The organism is Parviterribacter multiflagellatus, from assembly GCF_056863265.1.
Genome location: NZ_JBXPIZ010000008.1, coordinates 120,498 through 139,879, shown reverse-complemented (window position 1 = coordinate 139,879; position 19,382 = coordinate 120,498). Strand labels below are relative to the sequence as shown.

The following is a 19,382-nucleotide window of genomic DNA, read 5'->3' as shown; positions in this document are numbered from 1 at the left end:
GCCGACCCCCGGGGGGACGTTGGCCTGACGCGGCCATCTCCGACTCTCCTCGCGGGGCGCCATGACTGGGCGCCTCTTTTTTTGCCTTGAGCGACCACATCACCACCATCGACACGCTCCGCTCGGCCGCCGAGCAGGCGCTGGCGGCCGCCACCTCCTCGGAGGAGGTCGAGCGGGTCCGCGTCCAGTACCTGGGGCGCAAGGCCGAGCTGCCGAACCTGCTCCGCGGCGTCGCGCAGCTCGCCCCCGAGGTGCGCGGCACCGTCGGCCGCGCCGCCAACGAGGCCCGCAAGGCGCTCGAGGCGCTCGCCGACGACCGCGCGGCGACCCTCCAGGCGCAGGAGCTCGACACCAAGCTCGCCACCGACAGGGTCGACGTGACGCTGCCGGGCACCCCGCCGCAGCCCGTCGGCCGCCTCCACCTCCTGACCGCCACCCGGCGCGAGATCGAGGACGTGTTCCTCGGCCTCGGGTTCGACGTGATGGAGGGCCCGGAGGTCGACCTCGTCCACTACAACTTCGACGCGCTCAACCACGCGCCGACGCACCCGGCGCGGGCGTGGACCGACACGTTCTACGTCGACGACCAGCGCGTCCTGCGGACGCACACGTCGCCGATGCAGATCCGCGCGATGGAGCAGCATCCGCCGCCGCTCTACATCGTCGTCCCCGGCCGCGTCTACCGGCGCGACAGCGACGCGACGCACACGCCGCAGTTCCACCAGATCGAGGGCCTCGCGGTCGACGAGGACGTCACGCTGGCCGACCTCAAGGGGACGCTGCTGGCGTTCAGCCGCGCGATCTTCGGCGACGAGCGCGAGATCCGCCTGCGCCCGCACTTCTTCCCGTTCACCGAGCCCTCCGTCGAGGTCGACGTCTCCTGCTTCAACTGCAAGGACGGCTTCCTCAAGGACGGCTCCCGGTGCCCGGTCTGCCGCGGCGAGAGCTGGCTGGAGATCCTCGGCGCCGGCGAGGTCGACCCCAACGTCTTCGGGTACGTGCGCGAGCACGGGTACGACCCGGAGAAGGTGCAGGGCTTCGCGTTCGGCATGGGCATCGAGCGGATCGCGATGCTCAAGCACGGCGTGCCGGACCTGCGCCTCCTGTACGACAACGACGTGCGCTTCCTGGAGCAGTTCGGATGAAGGTCGGACTCGACTGGCTGTACGAGTACGCGGACGCGGGCCTGCCCGCGCGCGAGCTCGCGGACAAGCTGACCATGACCGGCACGATGGTGGAGGGCATCCACCGTCACGGCACCACGACGCCCGAGGGGTTCGTCGTCGGCAAGGTGCTGACGCGCGAGCAGCACCCGGACGCCGATCGGCTGAGCGTCTGCACGGTCGACGTCGGGGAGGCCGAGCCGGCCAACATCGTCTGCGGCGCGCCGAACGTCGACGCGGGCCAGACGGTCGCGGTCGTCCGGCCGGGCGCCCTGATGCCCGACGGCACGAAGATCAAGAAGGCCAAGCTCCGCGGCGTCCCGTCCGACGGGATGATCCTGTCCGAGCGCGAGCTCGGGCTGAGCGACGAGCACAAGGGCATCCTCGTGCTGGCCGAGGGCGACAGCCCCGACGGGCTCGTCCCGGGCACCCCGCTCACCGAGGTGCTGCCGATCGTCACCGACGTCCTCGAGTTCGAGATCACCCCGAACCGCCCGGACTGCCTCGGCGTCTACGGCATCGCGCGTGAGATCCACGCCACGACCGGCGCGGAGCTGCAGCCCGCGCCGTGGTCGGACGACCCCGGCTCCACCGGCCCGGTCGAGGGCGTGACGGTCGAGGTCGAGGTGCCGGAGCTGTGCCCGCGCTTCACCGCGCGCGTCTTCGAGGACGTCACGATCGGCGAGTCGCCGGCGTGGATGAAGGCCAAGCTCGCTGCCGCGGGCATCCGCTCGATCTCCAACGTCGTCGACATCACGAACTACGTGATGCTCCTGACCGGCCAGCCGCTGCACGCGTTCGACCTCGACCAGGTCGCCGGGCAGAAGCTCGTCGTGCGTGCCGCGCGCGAGGGCGAGACCATCGACACGCTCGACGGCCAGACGCGCACGCTGCTCGCGGGCGAGCTGGTCATCGACGACGCCGACGGCCCGACGTCGCTGGCGGGCGTCATGGGCGGCGCGCGATCGGAGGTCTCGGAGACCACGACGCGCGTCCTGATGGAGGTCGCGTCCTGGCACGCGCCGACGATCCAGCGCACGTCGAACCGGCTCGCGCTGCGCTCCGAGGCGTCCGGCCGCTTCGAGAAGGGCCTGTCGACCGGGCAGCCGATCGAGGCGCAGGCCGTCGCCACGCAGCTGATGATCGAGCTGTGCGGCGCGCGGGTCGTGCCCGGCACCGTCGACGTGCGCGCGCCCGGCGCGGGCGGTGCGGGGGAGGAGCTGACGCTCCGCCCCGAGCGCGTGGAGCAGCTGCTCGGCAAGCCGGTCCCGCGCGACGAGCAGGCCCGCATCCTCGCGTCGCTCGGGTTCGGCGTGACCGACACCGGCGACACGCTCGTCGTGGACGTCCCGCACTTCCGCGCGATGGACGTCACGCGCGAGGCCGACCTCGTCGAGGAGGTCGCGCGCATCGACGGGCTCGACAACCTGCCCGCGACGCTCCCGTCCCGGCGGGGCGCGAGCGGCCGGCTGACCGTGCAGCAGCGCGGCCGGCGCCGGGCCGAGGACGTGCTCGTCGGCCGCGGCCTGCACGAGATCGTCGGCTGGTCGTTCACCGAGCCCGGCGTGGCCGATCGGCTGCGCCTCGCCGCCGACGACCCGCGCCGGCGCTTCGTCAAGCTCGCCAACCCGATGTCCGAGGACCAGTCGCACCTGCGCACGACGCTGCTCGGGTCGCTGCTCGACACGGCCAAGCACAACCTCGCGCGCGGCGCCGGCGACCTGCGGCTGTTCGAGAGCGGGACGATCTACCTCGCGCAGAACCCGGCCGACGACGCCGCGGGCCTGAGCGCGGACGGCGATCCGCTCACCAACGGCGCGGGGACGCACCACGACGGCCTGCCGCTCGAGCGCCACGCGCTCGGCGCGCTCCTGGTCGGGGCGACGCTGCCGGCGTCGTGGGGCGACACGAAGCCGAAGCCGTGGGACTTCTTCGCGGCGAAGGGCCTGGTCGGCGCGGTGCTCGACACGCTCCGGGTCACGTGGGACGTGCGGGCCGACGACGCGCCGCACCCGTTCCTGCACCCCGGCCGCAGCGCGCGCGTGTACGCGGGCGAGACGGAGCTGGGCTGGCTGGGCGAGCTGCACCCGCTCGTCGCGGCCGAGTGGGACGTCGAGGGCGCCGTCGCTGCGTTCGAGCTCGACCTGGGGCTCGTCGTGGACGCCGCCCCGGAGATCGCGCAGTTCTCCTCCATCCCGACGCACCCGTCGATCCACCAGGACCTCGCGGTGGTCGTCTCGGACGACGTGCCCTCGGCCGAGATCCTGGCGGTCGCGCGGGACAAGGGCGGCAAGCTGCTGCGCTCCGTCGAGGTCTTCGACGTCTACCGCGGCGAGCAGGTCGGCGCGGGCAACGTGTCGCTCGCGCTGCACCTCGAGTTCCGCGCGCCCGACCGCACGCTGACCGACGATGACATCCGCAAGCCCCTGACGAACATCACCGGCGGGCTCCAGGCGGCGTTCGGGGCCGAGCAGCGTGGCTGAGCACCCCGCGAAGCCGACCGTCATCGTGGCGGGCGCGTCCGGGTTCGCCGGCGCGCTCACGGCGCGGCTGCTCTGGCGGCACCCGGGCTTCGAGCTCGTCGGCGTCACCTCGCGCAGCGACGTCGGGCTGCGGCTCGACGAGCTGTACCCGCACCACCGGGTACCGCTCGTGATGGACGCGTTCGACCTGGAGACCCACGGCGACGTGGACGCGGCGGTCGTCGCGTACCCGCACGGCGCGGCGGCCGAGACGGTCGCGGCGCTGCACGAGCGCGGCGTGAAGGTCGTGGACCTGTCCGCCGACTTCCGCCTGCGCGACCCCGAGGTCTACGCGGAGTGGTACGGCGAGCACGGCGCGCCGGGCCTGTTCGGGCACAGCGTCTACGGGCTCCCAGAGATCTATCGCGAGAAGATCGCCGATGCTCATATCGTCGCCAACCCGGGCTGCTACCCGACCGCGGCGATCCTGGGGCTGGCGCCGCTCGCGCGGGCCGGGCTCATCGCCGACCTCGTCATCGACGCCAAGTCGGGCGTGTCCGGGGCGGGACGCGCGGCGACGCAGAAGACGCACTTCGTCACCGCCGACGAGAACATGAACCCGTACGGGATCGGCAAGCACCGGCACGCGCCGGAGATCGACCAGGAGCTCGGGCTGCTGGCGGGCGGCGATCCGATCACCTGCCTGTTCACGCCGCACCTGATCCCGCTCGACCAGGGCGAGCTGATCTCGGCGTACGTGACGCCGACCCGGCCCGTGGCGCAGGCCGAGCTGGACGAGCTGCTGCATGCCGCCTACGACGACGAGCCGTTCGTCGAGCTGGCCAAGGTCGGCCCGGGCGTGCGGGACGTGCGGGAGACGAACCTCTGCCGCATCCACGCGCACAGCGACGCGCGGACGGGGAAGCTCCTCGTCTTCAGCGTCATCGACAACCTGTGGAAGGGCACGGCCTCGCAGGCCGTGCAGAACCTGAACCTCATGTTCGGGAAGGACGAGACGGAGAGCCTGCTGTGACCGACGCCTTCACCTCGCGGTGGGTGGAGGCCCCACCGCACGTCCGCGAGGACGACGACCTCGGCCAGCTGCCGCAGGGCTTCCGCGCCGCGGGCGTCGCCGCCGGCATCAAGGAGTCCGACCCGCCGACGCTCGACCTCGGCCTGATCGTCGCCGACCCGCACGAGACGACGTCCGCCGCGAAGTTCACCCGCTCCGGCGTGCTGGCCGCGCCGGTGCAGGTGACCAAGGAGCGCACGACGCTCGGCGCGATCCGCGCGGTCGCGGCCAACTCCGGCAACGCGAACGCGGCGACCGGCCGCCCCGGGCTCGACGAGGCGGCGCGCATGCAGGGCGCGGCGTCGATGTGCTCCGGCGCGCCCACCGAGCAGGTCGCGGTCTGCTCGACCGGCGTCATCGGCGTCCAGCTCGACGGCCAGAAGGTGACGAAGGGCCTGCTCGCCGCCCGCGCGGAGCTGCGCGAGGACGGCGCGCTCGACTTCGCGGACGCGATCAAGACGACGGACGCGATCGACAAGCAGGCCGCCCTGTGGGTCGACCTGCCGTCCGGGACCGTCCGCCTCACCGCGCAGGCCAAGGGCGCGGGGATGATCCAGCCGAACTTCGCGACGATGCTCTGCTTCGTGCAGACCGACGCGGCGCTGTCGGCGGAGACGTGCGACCTGCTGCTCGGCGTCTGCGTCAAGCGCTCGTTCGACCGCATCTCCGTCGACGGGCAGCTGTCGACCAACGACACGGCGATCCTGCAGGCGAGCGGCGCGTCGGGCGTCGTGGTCGAGCCCGAGAGCGAGGACGAGCTGCGGTTCGGCGAGGCGCTCGACTACCTCCTGCGGCGGCTGGCGATCCTCATGGTGCGCGACGGCGAGGGCGCGCGGCGCGTCGCGCGGGTCGTGGTCCGCGGCGGCGTCCCCGAGGGCGTCGAGCGCGTCGCGCGCGAGATCGCGAACTCGCCGCTCGTCAAGACCGCGATCTACGGCGGCGACCCCAACTGGGGCCGCATCGCGCAGGCGGTCGGCGCGGCGCTGCCGGGCATGCACCCGCTCGTCTACGACATCCGGGTCGAGGGCGCGCTGGTGTGCAGCGGCGGGTTCGCGACCGGCACCGTCGCCGAGTTCACCGGCAACGAGATCGAGGTCGAGATCGCGCTGCCGGGCGACGGGGCGGAGACCGAGGTCTTCTTCTCCGACCTCGGGCACGAGTACATCACCATCAACGCGGACTACACGACATGAGAGATGTCCAGACCCTCCTCGAGGCGCTCCCCTACATCCGGGAGTTCCACGGGCGAACGGTGGTCATCAAGTACGGCGGCGCGGCGATGAACGACCCGCAGCTGCGCGAGGAGTTCGCGCGCGACGTCGTGCTCCTCAAGTACGTCGGCCTCGATCCGGTGATCGTCCACGGCGGCGGGCCGGAGATCACGAGCTACATGAAGCAGCTCGACATGCCGGTCGAGTTCGTCGGCGGCCTGCGCGTGTCCGACGCCAAGACCGTCGAGGTCGCGAAGATGGTGCTCGTCGGCAAGGTCAACAAGGACATCGTCGGCCGCATCAACCGCCAGGGCCAGCCGGCGGTCGGGCTCTCGGGCGACGACGGGATGCTGTTCCGCGCGTCGCGGATGGAGGCGCCCGGCGGCGAGGACATCGGGTTCGTCGGGAAGATCGAGCGCGTCGACGTGGACGTCATCCGCCACATCTCGCGCGACTACATCCCGGTGATCGCGTCGGTCGCGGCGGACCGGCAGGGCAACTCGTACAACGTCAACGCCGACGAGGCCGCGGGCGCGGTGGCGCGCGCGCTCGGCGCGTACAAGCTGATCTTCCTCACCGACGTGATCGGGTGGCTGGAGGACAAGGACGACCCGTCGTCGCTGGTGTCGGAGGCGGGCGCGAACCAGGTGGAGGCCGCGTTGGAGGACGTCGTGGGCGGGATGCGCCCGAAGCTGCAGGCGTGCGTGGACGCGATCCACGGCGGGGTGTCGTACGCGCACATCATCGACGGGCGCGTGCCGCACTCGCTCCTGCTCGAGCTGTTCACCAACGCCGGCGTCGGCACGAAGATCCGGCCGGCGTCGTGATGGCCGAGCCCGGGTCGCACCTCCTCTCCACGTACGCGCGGTTCCCCGTCACGTTCGAGCGCGGCTCGGGCGCGCGGCTGTGGGACGCCGACGGCAACGAGTACCTCGACTTCCTCACCGGCATCAGCGTCTCGTCGGTCGGGCACTGCCATCCGCAGGTCGTCGCGGCGATCCAGGAGCAGGCCGCGACGCTGATGCACGTCAGCAACCTGTACTTCAACGCGCCGATGGCGTCGCTGGCCGATCGGCTCGCGGAGTCGTCGCTGGGCGGCGGCGTGTTCTTCACGAACAGCGGCGCGGAGGCGGTCGAGGCGGCGCTGAAGCTCGCGCGCAAGGCCAAGCGCGGCGGCGACATCGTGGTGATCCAGGGCGGCTTCCACGGGCGCACGTACGGGGCGCTCAGCGCGACGCCGCAGGAGGCCAAGCAGGCGCCGTTCGCGCCGCTCGTGCCCGGGTTCGTCGTCGTGCCGCCGTCGGCCGAGGCGATCGCGGCGGCCGTCGGGCCCTCGACCGCCGCGGTGCTGTGCGAGGTCATCCGCGGCGAGTCCGGCGTCCATCCGCTGCCCGATGACGCGCTGCGGGCCGCGCGGGCGGCGTGCGACGAGCACGGCGCGGCGCTCATCTTCGACGAGATCCAGACCGGGCTTGCACGCACCGGCCGGATGTGGGCGTACGAGTGGTCGGGCGTCGTGCCGGACGCGATGACGACCGCGAAGGCGCTCGGCGGCGGCCTGCCGATCGGCGCGCTGATCACCGGCGAGCGCCTGCGCGACGTCCTCCAGCCCGGCGACCACGGCTCGACCTTCGCGGGCGGCGCGGTCGTCGCGGCGGCGGCGCACGCGGTCCTCGACATCCTCGCGGACGAGGCGCTCCACGCGCGCGTGAACGAGCTCGGCGAGCGCCTGCGCGAGGCGCTCCGCGAGGTGCCGAAGGTGACCGAGATCCGCGGTCTCGGCCTGATGGTCGGGTTCGACCTCGAGCCCGGCGCCGACGCGGTCGCCGCCGCCCGCGCGGCCCTCCTCGACGAGCGCCTCGTCATCAACGCGACCGGCCCGTCGACCCTCCGCATGCTCCCGCCGCTCCTCATCGACGAGTCCCACGTCGACGACGCGCTCACCCGCCTCACCCGCGTCCTGAGCGCCGTCTAGCATCGGGGCCACGCCGGAACGGGACCGGCGTGAACCACAACCGGAGGTCAGGGGATGAAGCGAGCCCTCGTGGCAGCGGCGATCGTGTGCGTGGCGGCGGGTGCGGCCGCGCCCGCGCAGGCGGAGGTGCGGAACGGGTCCGCGGGGGCCGGGTACAAGAAGCCCGCCGACCCGGACGTGCGGATCGTCAAGGCGACCGTCAGCTACGACACGGCCGGCAGGCTGCAGGGGGCGGTGACCGCCGCGGGGCAGCTCGAGGGCAAGCAGGTCAACGTCGTCTTCTACGCGGGCACGTACGACAAGGAGCGGGTCTGCAAGGACACGCCGCAGCAGCCGTTCGGCGCCGTCGGCGGCATCACCGGCACGTTCCAGTACCCGCCGGTCTTCGACCCGTCCTCGTTCATCCCCGCGAACATCCGGCTCGCCCAGCTCGGCGACCAGGTGCTGGGGGAGAGCGGCGTGCTCGGCGCGGCGTCCGGCGCCACCGCGTCGGTCACGGGCGACGTGCCGCTGTTCGCCAACCGGCCGTGGGACTGCGGGTGGGTGACGCTGCGCGACTCCAACATCGCGACGAGCGGCGACCAGACGCGCGACTTCCCGCTCGGCACGAAGGCGATCGCGCGCAACCGGCAGCTCCAGCAGCGCTCGATCAAGCGGTGCAAGACGCGCAAGACCGCGAGCGCCCGCACCGCCTGCCGCGCCAAGGCGCGCGAGCGCTACCCCGCCTAGACGACGGCGCTCGGCCGCGCGGGCGAGACGACCACGTCCACGTCCGCGTCGCCGAACGCGCCGTACAGCGCGGTCACCCCGTCGTCGCGGCCGAGCTTCATCTCGGCCGCGTGCAGCGGCAGCACGGAGAGGAAGCGCACCTCGCCGGCCAGCTCGGGCGAGCGCAGCGACTCGAACGCCGGCGGCATGTTGATCGCCGGCGCCACCAGCGCGCCGTTCATGCGTGTACCGGGGCCGAACGGCGCGTCGGTCTCCGCCCCCACGATGTGCCGCTCCCACAACCAGCCGCCGCCGGTGTGGGGGAACCGTGCGAGCTTCTTCAGCAGCCCGAGCGGCCAGAACGTCCGCGGATCCCGCAGCGCCTCGGTGTCGAGCGGCCACCGCGACGGCAGGCCGAGGAACAGCTCAGCGCGCTGGCACGTCGCGAACTCCTCCGGCGGGTGCATCCGGAAGGCCGCCATGCCGCACGTCACGACGACGCGGAACGGGCGCCGCTCGGTCGGCGCGACCACGAACAGGTCGATCGGGACGTGCGTCGTCTCGTGCTCGGCCACGATGCCCTCGACGGGGCCCAGGTGGCGGCGGAGGTGGTTCCCCACCGCTTCACGCAGGCGGGCGTCAACGGCATTCGCGCTCATGGTTCTAATGTTCGACGCCGCATGGCCGATTCCGACGCTCCGCGCATCTCCGCACACACCATCCCCGCTCCCGAGGCCAGCGAACGCATGGCCGCCCAGGCGACCGCCTCGTACGAGGCGCGCCCGGAGGAGGTCAACCGCGTCCTGCTCCTGTACTCGGGCGGGCTCGACACGAGCGTCATGCTCAAGTGGATCCAGGACGAGTACGACGCCGAGGTCGTCACGCTCACCGTCAACCTGGGCCAGCCGGGCGAGGACTACGAGGTCGTCGAGGGCAAGGCGCGCCAGCTCGGCGCGGTCGACACGTACGTCGTCGACGCGCGCGAGGAGTTCGCCAGCGACTTCATCGTGCCGGCCATCAAGGCCAACGCGATCTACGGCCTGCACTACCCGCTCTTCACCGCGCTCGGCCGCCCGCTGATCGCCAAGCTCGCCGTCGACTACGCGCGCAAGGCCGGCTGCGACACGATCGCGCACGGCTGCACCGGCAAGGGCAACGACCAGGTCCGCATCGAGGCGACGGTCGCGACGCTCGCGCCCGAGCTGAAGCTCATCGCGCCGGTCCGCTCGTGGTCGATGGGCCGCGACGAGGAGATCAAGTACGCGCGCGACAACGGCATCCCCGTCAAGGGCGGCGTCGAGGAGGCGCCGTACTCGATCGACGACAACCTCTGGGGCCGCTCGTCCGAGGGCAAGTGGATCGAGGACCTCTCGCACGCGCCCGAGGACGACGTCTTCCAGCTCGTCACGCGCCCCGAGGAGGCGCCGGACACGCCGGAGATCATCGAGATCGAGTTCGAGGCCGGCGTCCCGGTCGGGCTCAACGGCCAGCGCCTGCCGCTCGTCGAGCTGCTGGAGAGCGTCGCCGAGCTGGGCATGAAGCACGGCGTCGGCATCGTCGACCACATCGAGGACCGCATCGTCGGCCTCAAGGTGCGCGACATCTACGAGATCCCGGCCGCCGAGATCCTGCTCACCGCGCACGCGGAGCTCGAGAAGCTCGTCGGCACGATCCACCAGAACCAGTTCAAGCCGCAGCTGGACCGCCAGTGGGCGTACCTCGTCTACGCGGGCCTGTGGTGGGAGCCGCTGCGCGAGAACCTCGACGCGTACATGAACAGCGTCAACGAGTTCGTCACCGGCACGATCGGCCTCAAGCTCTACAAGGGCTCGGTCCGCGCCGTCACGCGCCAGTCGCCGCACGCGGTCTACGACGCGCAGCTGGCGACGTTCGCCGAGTCGGGCGGCCTGTTCTCGCAGCAGGCGTCGCCGGGCTTCATCGAGCTGTGGTCGCTGCAGTCCCGCATGGCGTGGCGGGTCCGCAACCAGCAGCGGTAGCCGTTCCGGAGGTCCTGACGGAACGCCTGCGGCTGCGGGCGTTCCGTCCCTCCGACCTCGACGCGTTCGCCGCGATGATGGCCGACCCCGAGGTCGCGTCGACCGTCGGCGGCGTGCAGTCGCGGGAGGACGCATGGCGGACGCTCGCGATGTTCGCCGGTGGGTGGTCGCTGTCCGGCTTCGGCCTGTGGGCCGTGGAGCGGCGGTCCGACGGCGCGTTCCTCGGCCGCGCCGGGCTGTGGGAGCCCGAGGGCTGGCCGGTGCTCGAGGTCGGCTGGGCCCTGGTGCGCTCGGCCTGGGGCCAGGGCTACGCGACGGAGGCGGGCCGGGCGGCGCTGGAGTGGGGGTTCACGACGCTGGGCGTGGCGCGGATCGGCTCGCTGATCGTGCCGTCGAACGTGCGGTCGATCGCGGTCGCCGAGCGGCTCGGGATGGCGCTGGAGGGCGAGACCGTCGTGCGGGGCACGCCGTGCCGCCTGTACGCGCGCGGACCCTTCGCGGAGTTTGGGGAAAATCCTCCCGCCTGATCGCCGGCAGGTGGACATACTGGGCGCGTGAACCCCGACAGCCGCCCTGAGCACCTCACGCCCGAGCGCGTGGAATGGGTGCCGTCGTCCCCCGAGCAGATCGAGGTCCGGGTGTCCGGCGCCTGGAACGGCCCGAGCGTGCCGCCGCGCACCGTGCTCGTCGTCGGGGCGCTGCGCATCGTCGGGGCCAACGAGCCGTCGACCCCGCCGGCGTGGGCGGCCGTCTTCCACGTGCCCGCCGAGGCGCGGGCCGCGGTCGAGGCCGGCGAGGCCGCGCTGGACGTCGACGGGACGCTGATCGCGCTCCCCGCGGGCGGGCCGGGGCGGATCGGTGGGGAGGAGCCGGAGGCCGAGGGTGGGACGCTCGTCGATCCCGCCGTGCTGGCCGAGCGCCGCGCGCGCCGGGCCGAGCTGGCGGAGAGGAGCGCGACCGACCGCGCCGCGACCGCCGAGCAGGCCGCGGAGACGCTGCGCGTGCAGCTCTCGCACCTGGAGGAGCGCCTGTCGCGCGCCGCGGGCGAGCGGGACGCGCTGGCCGCGCGGGTCGTCGACGCCGAGCGCCGGCTGCGGCTGGCCGAGCAGCGCGAGGAGGCCGAGCGGCGGCGCCGCTCCGAGCTGGAGGGCGAGGCCGCGGAGGCGCGCCGGCTGGCCGAGGACGAGCTGTCCGAGCTGCGCGAGCGGCTCGCGTCGGCGGTCGAGGTGACCGAGGCGCTGGAGCGCGAGCTGCACGTCGCCCGGCTGCGCCAGGAGGCTGCCGAGGCGGCAGCGACCCGGGTCGACGCGCGCCTGCGCGAGGCGCTGGGCCGCGTCGCGGAGCTGGAGGCGGGCACGCCGTCGAGCGCCGGTGAGGACGCCGCGCGCCAGCAGGTGCGCGCGCTGGAGGCGCGGCTGGCCGAGACGGAGGAGCGCCTGCGGCGCGAGGCCGCCGTGCTGTCGGACCGCCTGTCGCGCGTGGAGGCCGAGCGCGCCGCGCTGGAGCGACAGCTCGCCGAGCGGCCGGCGCCGGTCGCGGACACCGGGGCGGTCGACGAGCTGCGGTCGCAGCTCGCGGAGGCCGAATCCGCGCAGGAGGCGTTGCGCGCCCGGATGGACGACACCGCCGCGGTGAGCGAGGCGCTGGTACGCCGCGCGACCGAGGCGGAGGCCGAGGTCAAGCGGCTGCGCGGCGGGGCGGAGATCGCCGAGGCGGCGCGGGCGCGGCTCGAGGCGCGCGTGGAGGAGGCCGAGGCCGCGGCGGCCGAGGCGCGGGCGCAGCTCGACGTGACGGTGGCCGAGGCCGCGGAGCTGCGGCGTCGGCTGGCCGCGGCCCCGCCGGTCGTGGAGCCGGGCGCGCCGACCGAGCGCGAGCAGGCGCTGGTGCGGCAGGTCGCGACGCTGCAGGCCGATCTCTCCGCGCGTGCCGCGACGCAGTCGAAGGTGCAGCAGGCGATCGAGGTCGTGCGCACGGAGCTGGGGGAGATCCGCGCGCGCGTGGACGCTGGCCGCGCGGGGACGACGGCGCTGCGCGCGCAGCTCGCGGCTGCCGAGGCGCGCGGGGACGAGCTGGAGGCGTCGCTGTCCGAGGCGCGCGCGACGCTCGCGGACGCGCGGGTGGCGATCACCGACGCGCGCGAGGAGGCCGCCGGGCTGCGGGCGGCGCTCGAGGCCGAGCGGGCGACGCGGGCGGCGCTGGACGCGCGCGTGCGGGAGCTGACGGAGGAGGTCGAGGCGCTGAAGGCGGCGGCCGCCCCGGAGGTCGGCCCGGCTGAGGTCGAGGAGGCGCCGGTGTCACCTCCGCCGTCGTCGCCGGAGCCCGAGGCCGTGGCGCCGGCCGAGCCCGCACCCGCGCCCGCCGCGGCCCGGCCCGAGCCGCTCCCGCCCACCGGCGACCCCGCCATGGACCTGCTCCTCGCGGGCCTGCGCGACCAGATCGCGTCCGCGCGCGAGCAGCTCGCGTGGGACACCGTGCTGCCGCCGCGCGAGGAGGAGCTCGCGGCCGACGCCGAGCCCGGGGCGCCCGAGCTGACCGCGGGCGACCCGCACCGCGCCGACGACGACACGCACCGCCGCCTCCAGGAGATCGAGCGCGACCTGCGCGCCTCGCTCCCGACCCCCGAGCGCACGGTTCCCGCGCGCGAGGTGATCACGAGCCTGCAGGAGGCCGCAGAGCGCCTGCGGGCCGCGGCGGAGGCGGAGCTGACGCGGATCGAGGAGCCCGAGGCCCCGGCGGCCCCGTCGCCCGAGCCGGTCGCCGCGACGCCGGAGCCCGAGCCCGCGCCGGTCGGCGAGCCCGAGCCGGTCGCTGCCGCCCCGGAGCCGGAGCCGGAGCCGACGCCCGCGCCGCCGACGACATCGCTGCCGGCCCGCTCGCCCGCGATCAAGCATGAGACGCCGTGGCTCCGCACGGCGATCGAGCGTCTCGCGACCACCGACGCCAAGGCCGCCGCCGACGTCTTCACCGCCGCGCTGCCCGCGCAGGAGCGCCACGGCCTCGACATCGCGTACACGGTCTCCGCGCCGGAGCTGGGGACGGTCCGCGTCGGCGGCGGCCCCGTGGCGCCGCCCTCGCAGATCACCGGCGAGCTGACCACGCTGGCGCCGCTGGCCGCCGGCGGCGCGCCGTCGTGGCGCCCGGCCCGCGCGCTCACGATCGAAGGCGACCGCCGCGCGGTCAAGAAGCTCCTCAAGGCGCAGCGGGCGCCGGTCACGCTCGCGCAGCTCGCCGCCACCGACCCGCCGCCGCGCGCGCTCCTCCTCGCGCTCGCCGCCGCGGTCGACCCCACGTGGACGGCCGGCCACCGCTTCGGCGTGACGTACGAGATCGCCGGCGCGGGGGACGAGGTCACCTCGCTGACGGTCGTCGCGGACGACGGCAGGCCGCTGCTCGTGGCCGGCCCGGACGCGCCGTCTCACGCGAAGATCGCGCTCTCTGCGAAGACTTTGCATCAGCTTCTCGCAGGCTCTGCGGAGGGCGTCGAGGTCTCCGGCGACGCGCGTGCGGCGAAAGCCCTGCACGCATGGTTCGATCGGGCCCGCGGGGCCTCCGCGGGCTGACCTCGTGACCCCGCGTCACGACCCCGAAGCCGTCCGGACCCCCGCCTAACCTGCCTGCTCCTGATGTCCGCCGGTTGCTGCCACCTCCACGTCCATTCCGAGTACTCGCTGCTCGATGGCGCCGCCAAGATCGACGCCCTCGCCGCGCGCGCTGCCGAGTTCGGCCAGCCCGCCATCGCCCTGACGGACCACGGCGTGATGAACGGCGCCGTCGAGCTCCAGAAGGCTGCCAAGAAGCACGGCATCAAGCCGATCATCGGCTGCGAGATCTACCTCACGGACGACCACGAGAAGGCGCGGACGGAGAAGGTCGAGCGCAACCACCTCACGCTCGTCGCCGAGACGGACGAGGGCTACCGCAACCTGGTCAAGCTCTCCAGCCTCGGCTTCCTCGAGGGGCTCAACCGCGGCAAGCCGACGGTCGACCTCGGGCAGATCGCGCAGCACTCGAAGGGCATCATCGCGATGTCCGGCTGCCTCGCCTCGCGCCTGTGCACGCGGCTCGTGCGCGACGACTACGACGCGGCCCGCGCGCACGCGGACGACCTGCTCAACGTCTTCGGCCACGACAACGTCTTCTTCGAGGTCCAGAAGAACGGCATCGCCGACCAGGACAAGGCCAACGCGGGCATCGTGAAGATCGCGCGCGAGGTCGGCCGGCCGCTGGTCGCCGCGGGCGACATCCACTACCTGCGCCGCGAGGACTATCACCACCACACGGCGCTGCTGTGCGTGCAGACGAAGTCCACGCTCGCGGCGCCGAAGATGACCTTCGACACCAACGAGTTCTACCTGCGCTCCAACGAGGAGATGGCGGAGAAGTTCGCGGAGTGGCCGGAGGCGCTGGAGTCCACGCTGGTCATCGCCGAGCGGTGCAACACGGAGATCGAGCTCGGCCGCCAGCTCATCCCGAAGTACCCGACGCCGAACGGCGAGCCCGAGCGCGAGTACCTGCGCCAGCTCGTCCTCGACGGTCTGCACCGCCGCTACGGCAACCCGGCCCCGGCCGAGGCCGTCGAGCGGATGGAGTACGAGCTCGGCGTCATCGAGAAGATGGGCTTCTCGGCCTACTTCCTCATCGTCTGGGACTTCGTCAAGTACTCGAAGGAGAACGGCATTGCCGTCGGCCCGGGTCGTGGCTCGGCCGCCGGCTCGCTCGTCGCGTACTGCCTCAACATCACCGACGTCGACCCGCTCCGGTACGACCTGCTCTTCGAGCGGTTCCTCAACCCCGAGCGCGTGTCGATGCCGGACATCGACATCGACTTCTCCGTCCGCGGCCGCGAGCGCGTCATGCGCTACGTCAAGGACAAGTACGGCGAGGGCGCGGTCGCGCAGATCATCACCTTCGGCAAGATGTTCCCGCGCGCGGCGACGCGCGACGCGGCGCGCGTGCTCGGCCACGACTACGGCGCGGGGGACCGGCTGGCGAAGCTGATCCCGGATCCGATCATGGGTCGCCCGCCGTCGTTCGACGACTGCCTGCAGGAGGGCGAGGACCTCCGCAAGGCCTACGACGAGGATCCTGTCGCCAAGCAGATCGTCGACGTGGCGAAGGGCCTCGAGGGCATCGTCCGCAACTCGTCGATCCACGCCGCCGCGGTCGTCATCTCCGACCGGCAGCTCACCGACCTGGTGCCGCTGCAGCTCGCCGAGGCCGGGACGGACGAGAACGGCAACAAGACGTTCCGCACGGTGACGCAGTTCTCGATGAAGCCCGTCGAGGAGCTCGGCCTCCTCAAGATGGACTTCCTGGGCCTGCGCAACCTCGACGTCATCGAGGACGCGCTGGACATCATCGCCCGCTCGACCGGCGAGCGTCCCGACATGGCGACGCTGCCGCTCGACGACAAGAAGACGTACGAGATGCTCGCCCGGGGCGACTCGGTCGGCGTGTTCCAGTTCGAGTCCGAGGGCATGCAGGAGGCCCTGCGGAAGGTCAAGCCGACCGAGCTCGACGACCTCATCGCCCTCAACGCGCTCTACCGCCCGGGCGCCATGGACCAGATCCCGACGTACGCGCGCGGCAAGCGCGACCCGGAGTCGGTCCAGATCCCGGATCCGCGGCTGGAGCCGATCATCGGTCCGACGTACGGGGTCATCCTGTACCAGGAGCAGGCGATGCTCATCTCCAAGGACCTCGCGGGGTTCACCGGCGCGCAGGCGGACGACCTCCGCAAGGCGATCGGCAAGAAGAACCGCGAGGCGATGGCGAAGCTCAAGCCGCTGTTCTTCGAGGGCTGCCGCAAGTCGGGCACCAACGAGGCGCTGATCGAGCAGATCTGGGCGACCAACGAGAAGTCCGCCGACTACTCGTTCAACAAGTCCCACGCCGCCTGCTACGCGCTCGTGGCCTACCGCACGGCCTGGCTGAAGGCGAACTACCCGGCCGAGTACATGGCCGCGCTGATCTCGTCGGTCATGGACACGAAGGACAAGGTCCCGTTCTTCGTCGCCCAGACCGAGTCGATGGGCATCGAGATCCTGCCGCCCGACGTCAACCTGTCCGACCACGACTTCGTCGTCGTCGAGGGCAACATCCGGTTCGGGCTCGACGCCGTCAAGGGCGTCGGCTACGCCGCGGTGGAGGCCATCAAGCGCGCCCGCGAGGAGGGCGGCCCGTTCGAGTCGATCTGGGACTTCTGCGCCCGCGTCGACACGCGCGCGGTCAACCGGCGGTCCATCGAGGCGCTCATCAAGTGCGGCGCCTTCGGGTCGACCGGCGCCTCGCGCAAGGGCATGCTCGCGGTGCTCGAGCAGGCGCAGGCCGCCGGGCAGAAGCAGCAGCAGGACGCCGAGATCGGCCAGGGCTCGATCTTCGACATGTTCGACGCCGGCGGCGGGGGAGAGGCCGCGAACGCGTTCGCTGCGCCCGCGCACCCGCCCATCCCGTCGGAGGAGTTCGAGAAGCCCGAGCTGCTCGCGATGGAGAAGGAGTCGATCGGCGTCTTCATCTCCGCGCACCCGCTCAAGGACGTGCGCGAGGCGCTGCGCGTCACGGTCGACGCGCCGCTCGCCGAGCTCTCCTCGTGGAAGGACGGCGACTGGGTCACCGCCGGCGGCATCATCACCGCCGCGAAGAAGATCCGGACGAAGAAGGGCGACTACATGATGTTCGCCACCCTCGACGACCTCGAGGGCACGTGCGAGATCCTGGTCTTCGGCAACGCGCTGGAGCAGTACGCGGGCGCGCTGGACGTGGACGAGGTCATCACCGTCCGCGGCCGCGTCGACCACAAGGACGCGAACAAGACCTGCATCGTCGTCCAGTCGGTGACGAAGTTCGAGCCGACCGAGGAGGAGGTCGAGGCGGCGAAGGAGCAGGTCGCGAAGATGCGCGTCGGCCCCGAGCCGTGCTGGATCCGCGTCCGGCCCGCGCTCCTGCCGCCGTCGTTCAACGCCGACCTGCGCGAGCTGCTGGAGAACTTCCCCGGCGACTCGCCCGTCGTGGTCGACTTCCACGGCGACGGCCGGCGCACGACGCTCCGCCTCCCGGCGTCGGTCAAGGTCGCGTACAACGCCTCGCTCCGCGCCGAGCTCCTCCACCTCATGGGCCCGGCCGCCATCACGACGAACGGCAACGGCAACGGCGACCACGCCGCCGCCGATCCGGACGGCGCGGCGATCACCGCCACCGCCAGCGCCCCCGAGCCCACCCCCGCCGCGGCCTAGCCGCGGCGGCGGCCGTCGTCCGCCGCCTCCCCAGTTAAGTGGAACAGGGGTGGACCGGTGTCGTATGGACGGGTTGACGTCGGTTCAGTGAAGTGGCGCGCTTGCTGAAGCTCGTCGCCCCGCTCTCGCTGCTGCTGACGTCGGCCGTGCTGCCGGCGGTCGCCCACGCCTCCGCGACCGTCGGCGTGCAGGGCACGACGCTCACCGTCACCAGCACCGCCGTCGAGGAGAACACGATCGGCGTGGCGCGCAGCGGCGGCGACGTGGTCGTCGCCGAGCTCAACCCGCTCATCGACCAGCTGACGCTCGCCGGCGGCGCCGGGCCGTGCACGCTGTCGGGGCCGAGCGAGGTGCGCTGCCCGGGCGGCGCGGTGACCGCGCTCGAGGTGCGGCTGGGCCCGGGGGACGACGCGCTCGACGCGCTCGGCTTCGACCTCCCGCTCCGCGTGCACGGCGAGGACGGCCGGGACGCGGTCACGGCGGGCTACGGCACCGACCGCCTCGACGGCGGCCCGGGTGACGACGACCTCTCCGGCGAGCACGGCGGCGACACGCTCGACGGCGGCCCGGGCCGCGACTACCTCGACGGCGGCGGCGACCGCGACAAGCTGCTCAGCGACGACGGCGAGGCCGACAAGATGCTCGTCTGCGGGGCCGGCGACGACGACCTCGACGACGACCCGCTCGACCCCTTCGCCCTCGGCTGCGAGGCGATCGCGCCGCGGCCGTTCACGGTCACGATCGATGGCGGCCCGTTCACCGACCAGGGTCTGCTCGTCGCGCGCCACGACGGGATCTCGATCGGCAACGAGCCGCCGACGTCGACGCTCACGTGGATCCGCTGCGGCGCCGGCGGGTGCGTCGAGGAGCCGGCGCAGGGCGACATCGTCAGCCGCCTGCTGACCTCCGCCGATGCCGGCAGCACGTTCGCCGCGGTCGTGACGGTCACCAACCGCGCCGGCAGCGCGACCGCCCGTTCAGCGACGACGCCGACGATCGCCGCGTCGCCGCCCATCCTCATCCCGGGTCCGCCGACCCGGCGTCCGGAGCCGGCCCTGGCCTCGGACGCGCAGGTCAAGCGTGCGCTGAGCGCGGGCCTTCGCAGGCTCGCCGGCCGCGACATCCGGCGGGCCGCGCGGCGCGGCGTCCTGACGATCCCGCTCACGCTGCCGTTCAGCGGCACCGCCCGGGCGACGCTCACCGTCCCGGCCGCGACCGCGCGCCGCCACGGCCTGAAGGTACGCGGCGGCAAGGCGGTCGTGCTCGGCACCGGCGCCGCGAGCGGCATCCGCGGCCAGCAGGTCGAGCTCCGCGTCCGCCTCACCGCCCGCGGCCGCACGCTGCTGCGCCGCGCCAAGCGCCTGCGCATCGACGCCGGGCTGCAGCTCACGCCTTCCGACGGCTCCGCTACGCGCGCGTTCCGGGGTCGCGACGCCTTCACGCTCCGCCGCCGGTAGCCGCGGACGCGCGCGGGGCGGAGGGTCGTCCGCCCCGCGCACGCCCGCGGCACCGGAAGCGGCCCCGCCGCGCCGCCAGGAGGAGCGGGCGGCACGGCGGGGCGC

The 19,382-nt window shown here is 73.2% G+C and carries 13 protein-coding genes; 12 read left to right on the top strand and 1 reads right to left on the bottom strand.

Annotation, left to right across the window (positions count from 1 at the left end; translation table 11 throughout):
• Positions 1 to 86 precede the first annotated feature (86 nt).
• Genes pheS through AC1UE5_RS17890 form a run of 7 tightly spaced genes read left to right on the top strand, consistent with a single transcriptional unit; the run spans position 87 to position 8,612 of the window.
• A complete protein-coding gene (pheS, locus tag AC1UE5_RS17920; RefSeq protein ID WP_482926001.1) occupies positions 87 to 1,145 on the top strand; it encodes a phenylalanine--tRNA ligase subunit alpha in 1,059 nt (352 codons plus the stop codon).
• Positions 1,142 to 3,646, top strand: coding sequence for a phenylalanine--tRNA ligase subunit beta (gene pheT / locus AC1UE5_RS17915; protein WP_482925999.1), 2,505 nt, complete (start codon positions 1,142 to 1,144; stop codon positions 3,644 to 3,646). The genes pheS and pheT overlap by 4 nt, the downstream gene beginning before the upstream one ends.
• Positions 3,639 to 4,658, top strand: coding sequence for an N-acetyl-gamma-glutamyl-phosphate reductase (gene argC / locus AC1UE5_RS17910; protein WP_482925997.1), 1,020 nt, complete (start codon positions 3,639 to 3,641; stop codon positions 4,656 to 4,658). Before pheT ends, argC begins: the two co-directional genes overlap by 8 nt.
• Complete coding sequence (argJ, locus tag AC1UE5_RS17905) at positions 4,655 to 5,890, top strand: bifunctional glutamate N-acetyltransferase/amino-acid acetyltransferase ArgJ (protein WP_482925994.1); 1,236 nt, start codon at positions 4,655 to 4,657, stop codon at positions 5,888 to 5,890. The genes argC and argJ overlap by 4 nt, the downstream gene beginning before the upstream one ends.
• Positions 5,887 to 6,735, top strand: coding sequence for an acetylglutamate kinase (gene argB / locus AC1UE5_RS17900; RefSeq protein ID WP_482925992.1), 849 nt, complete (start codon positions 5,887 to 5,889; stop codon positions 6,733 to 6,735). The genes argJ and argB overlap by 4 nt, the downstream gene beginning before the upstream one ends.
• On the top strand, positions 6,735 to 7,883 hold the full coding sequence (locus AC1UE5_RS17895; protein ID WP_482925990.1) for an acetylornithine/succinylornithine family transaminase: 1,149 nt from the start codon (positions 6,735 to 6,737) through the stop codon (positions 7,881 to 7,883). Before argB ends, AC1UE5_RS17895 begins: the two co-directional genes overlap by 1 nt.
• Positions 7,884 to 7,937: 54 nt before the next feature.
• Complete coding sequence (locus AC1UE5_RS17890) at positions 7,938 to 8,612, top strand: hypothetical protein (protein WP_482925988.1); 675 nt, start codon at positions 7,938 to 7,940, stop codon at positions 8,610 to 8,612.
• Here AC1UE5_RS17890 and AC1UE5_RS17885 read toward each other — a convergent pair.
• Positions 8,609 to 9,250 (bottom strand): suppressor of fused domain protein, encoded by a 642-nt coding sequence (locus tag AC1UE5_RS17885; RefSeq protein WP_482925986.1) that lies wholly within the window; start codon positions 9,248 to 9,250, stop codon positions 8,609 to 8,611. The two genes, AC1UE5_RS17890 and AC1UE5_RS17885, sit on opposite strands and share 4 nt — an antisense overlap.
• Before the next feature lie 21 nt (positions 9,251 to 9,271).
• On the opposite strand from AC1UE5_RS17885, the gene AC1UE5_RS17880 reads away from it, so the two are divergent.
• The 5 genes from AC1UE5_RS17880 (at position 9,272) to AC1UE5_RS17860 (ending at position 19,277) form a co-directional block, all read left to right on the top strand.
• Positions 9,272 to 10,588 (top strand): argininosuccinate synthase, encoded by a 1,317-nt coding sequence (locus AC1UE5_RS17880; RefSeq protein WP_482925984.1) that lies wholly within the window; start codon positions 9,272 to 9,274, stop codon positions 10,586 to 10,588.
• The gene (locus AC1UE5_RS17875) at positions 10,561 to 11,115 is read left to right on the top strand and encodes a GNAT family N-acetyltransferase (RefSeq protein WP_482925982.1); all 555 of its coding nucleotides are present in this window, start codon (positions 10,561 to 10,563) and stop codon (positions 11,113 to 11,115) included. Before AC1UE5_RS17880 ends, AC1UE5_RS17875 begins: the two co-directional genes overlap by 28 nt.
• A gap of 27 nt (positions 11,116 to 11,142) precedes the next feature.
• The gene (locus AC1UE5_RS17870) at positions 11,143 to 14,148 is read left to right on the top strand and encodes a coiled-coil domain-containing protein (RefSeq protein WP_482925980.1); all 3,006 of its coding nucleotides are present in this window, start codon (positions 11,143 to 11,145) and stop codon (positions 14,146 to 14,148) included.
• Positions 14,149 to 14,211: 63 nt separating this feature from the next.
• Complete coding sequence (gene dnaE, locus AC1UE5_RS17865; protein ID WP_482925978.1) at positions 14,212 to 17,820, top strand: DNA polymerase III subunit alpha; 3,609 nt, start codon at positions 14,212 to 14,214, stop codon at positions 17,818 to 17,820.
• Between the two features lie 92 nt (positions 17,821 to 17,912).
• Positions 17,913 to 19,277: a calcium-binding protein gene (locus AC1UE5_RS17860; RefSeq protein ID WP_482925976.1), complete on the top strand. Its 1,365-nt coding sequence runs from the start codon at positions 17,913 to 17,915 to the stop codon at positions 19,275 to 19,277.
• Positions 19,278 to 19,382: the final 105 nt, after the last annotated feature.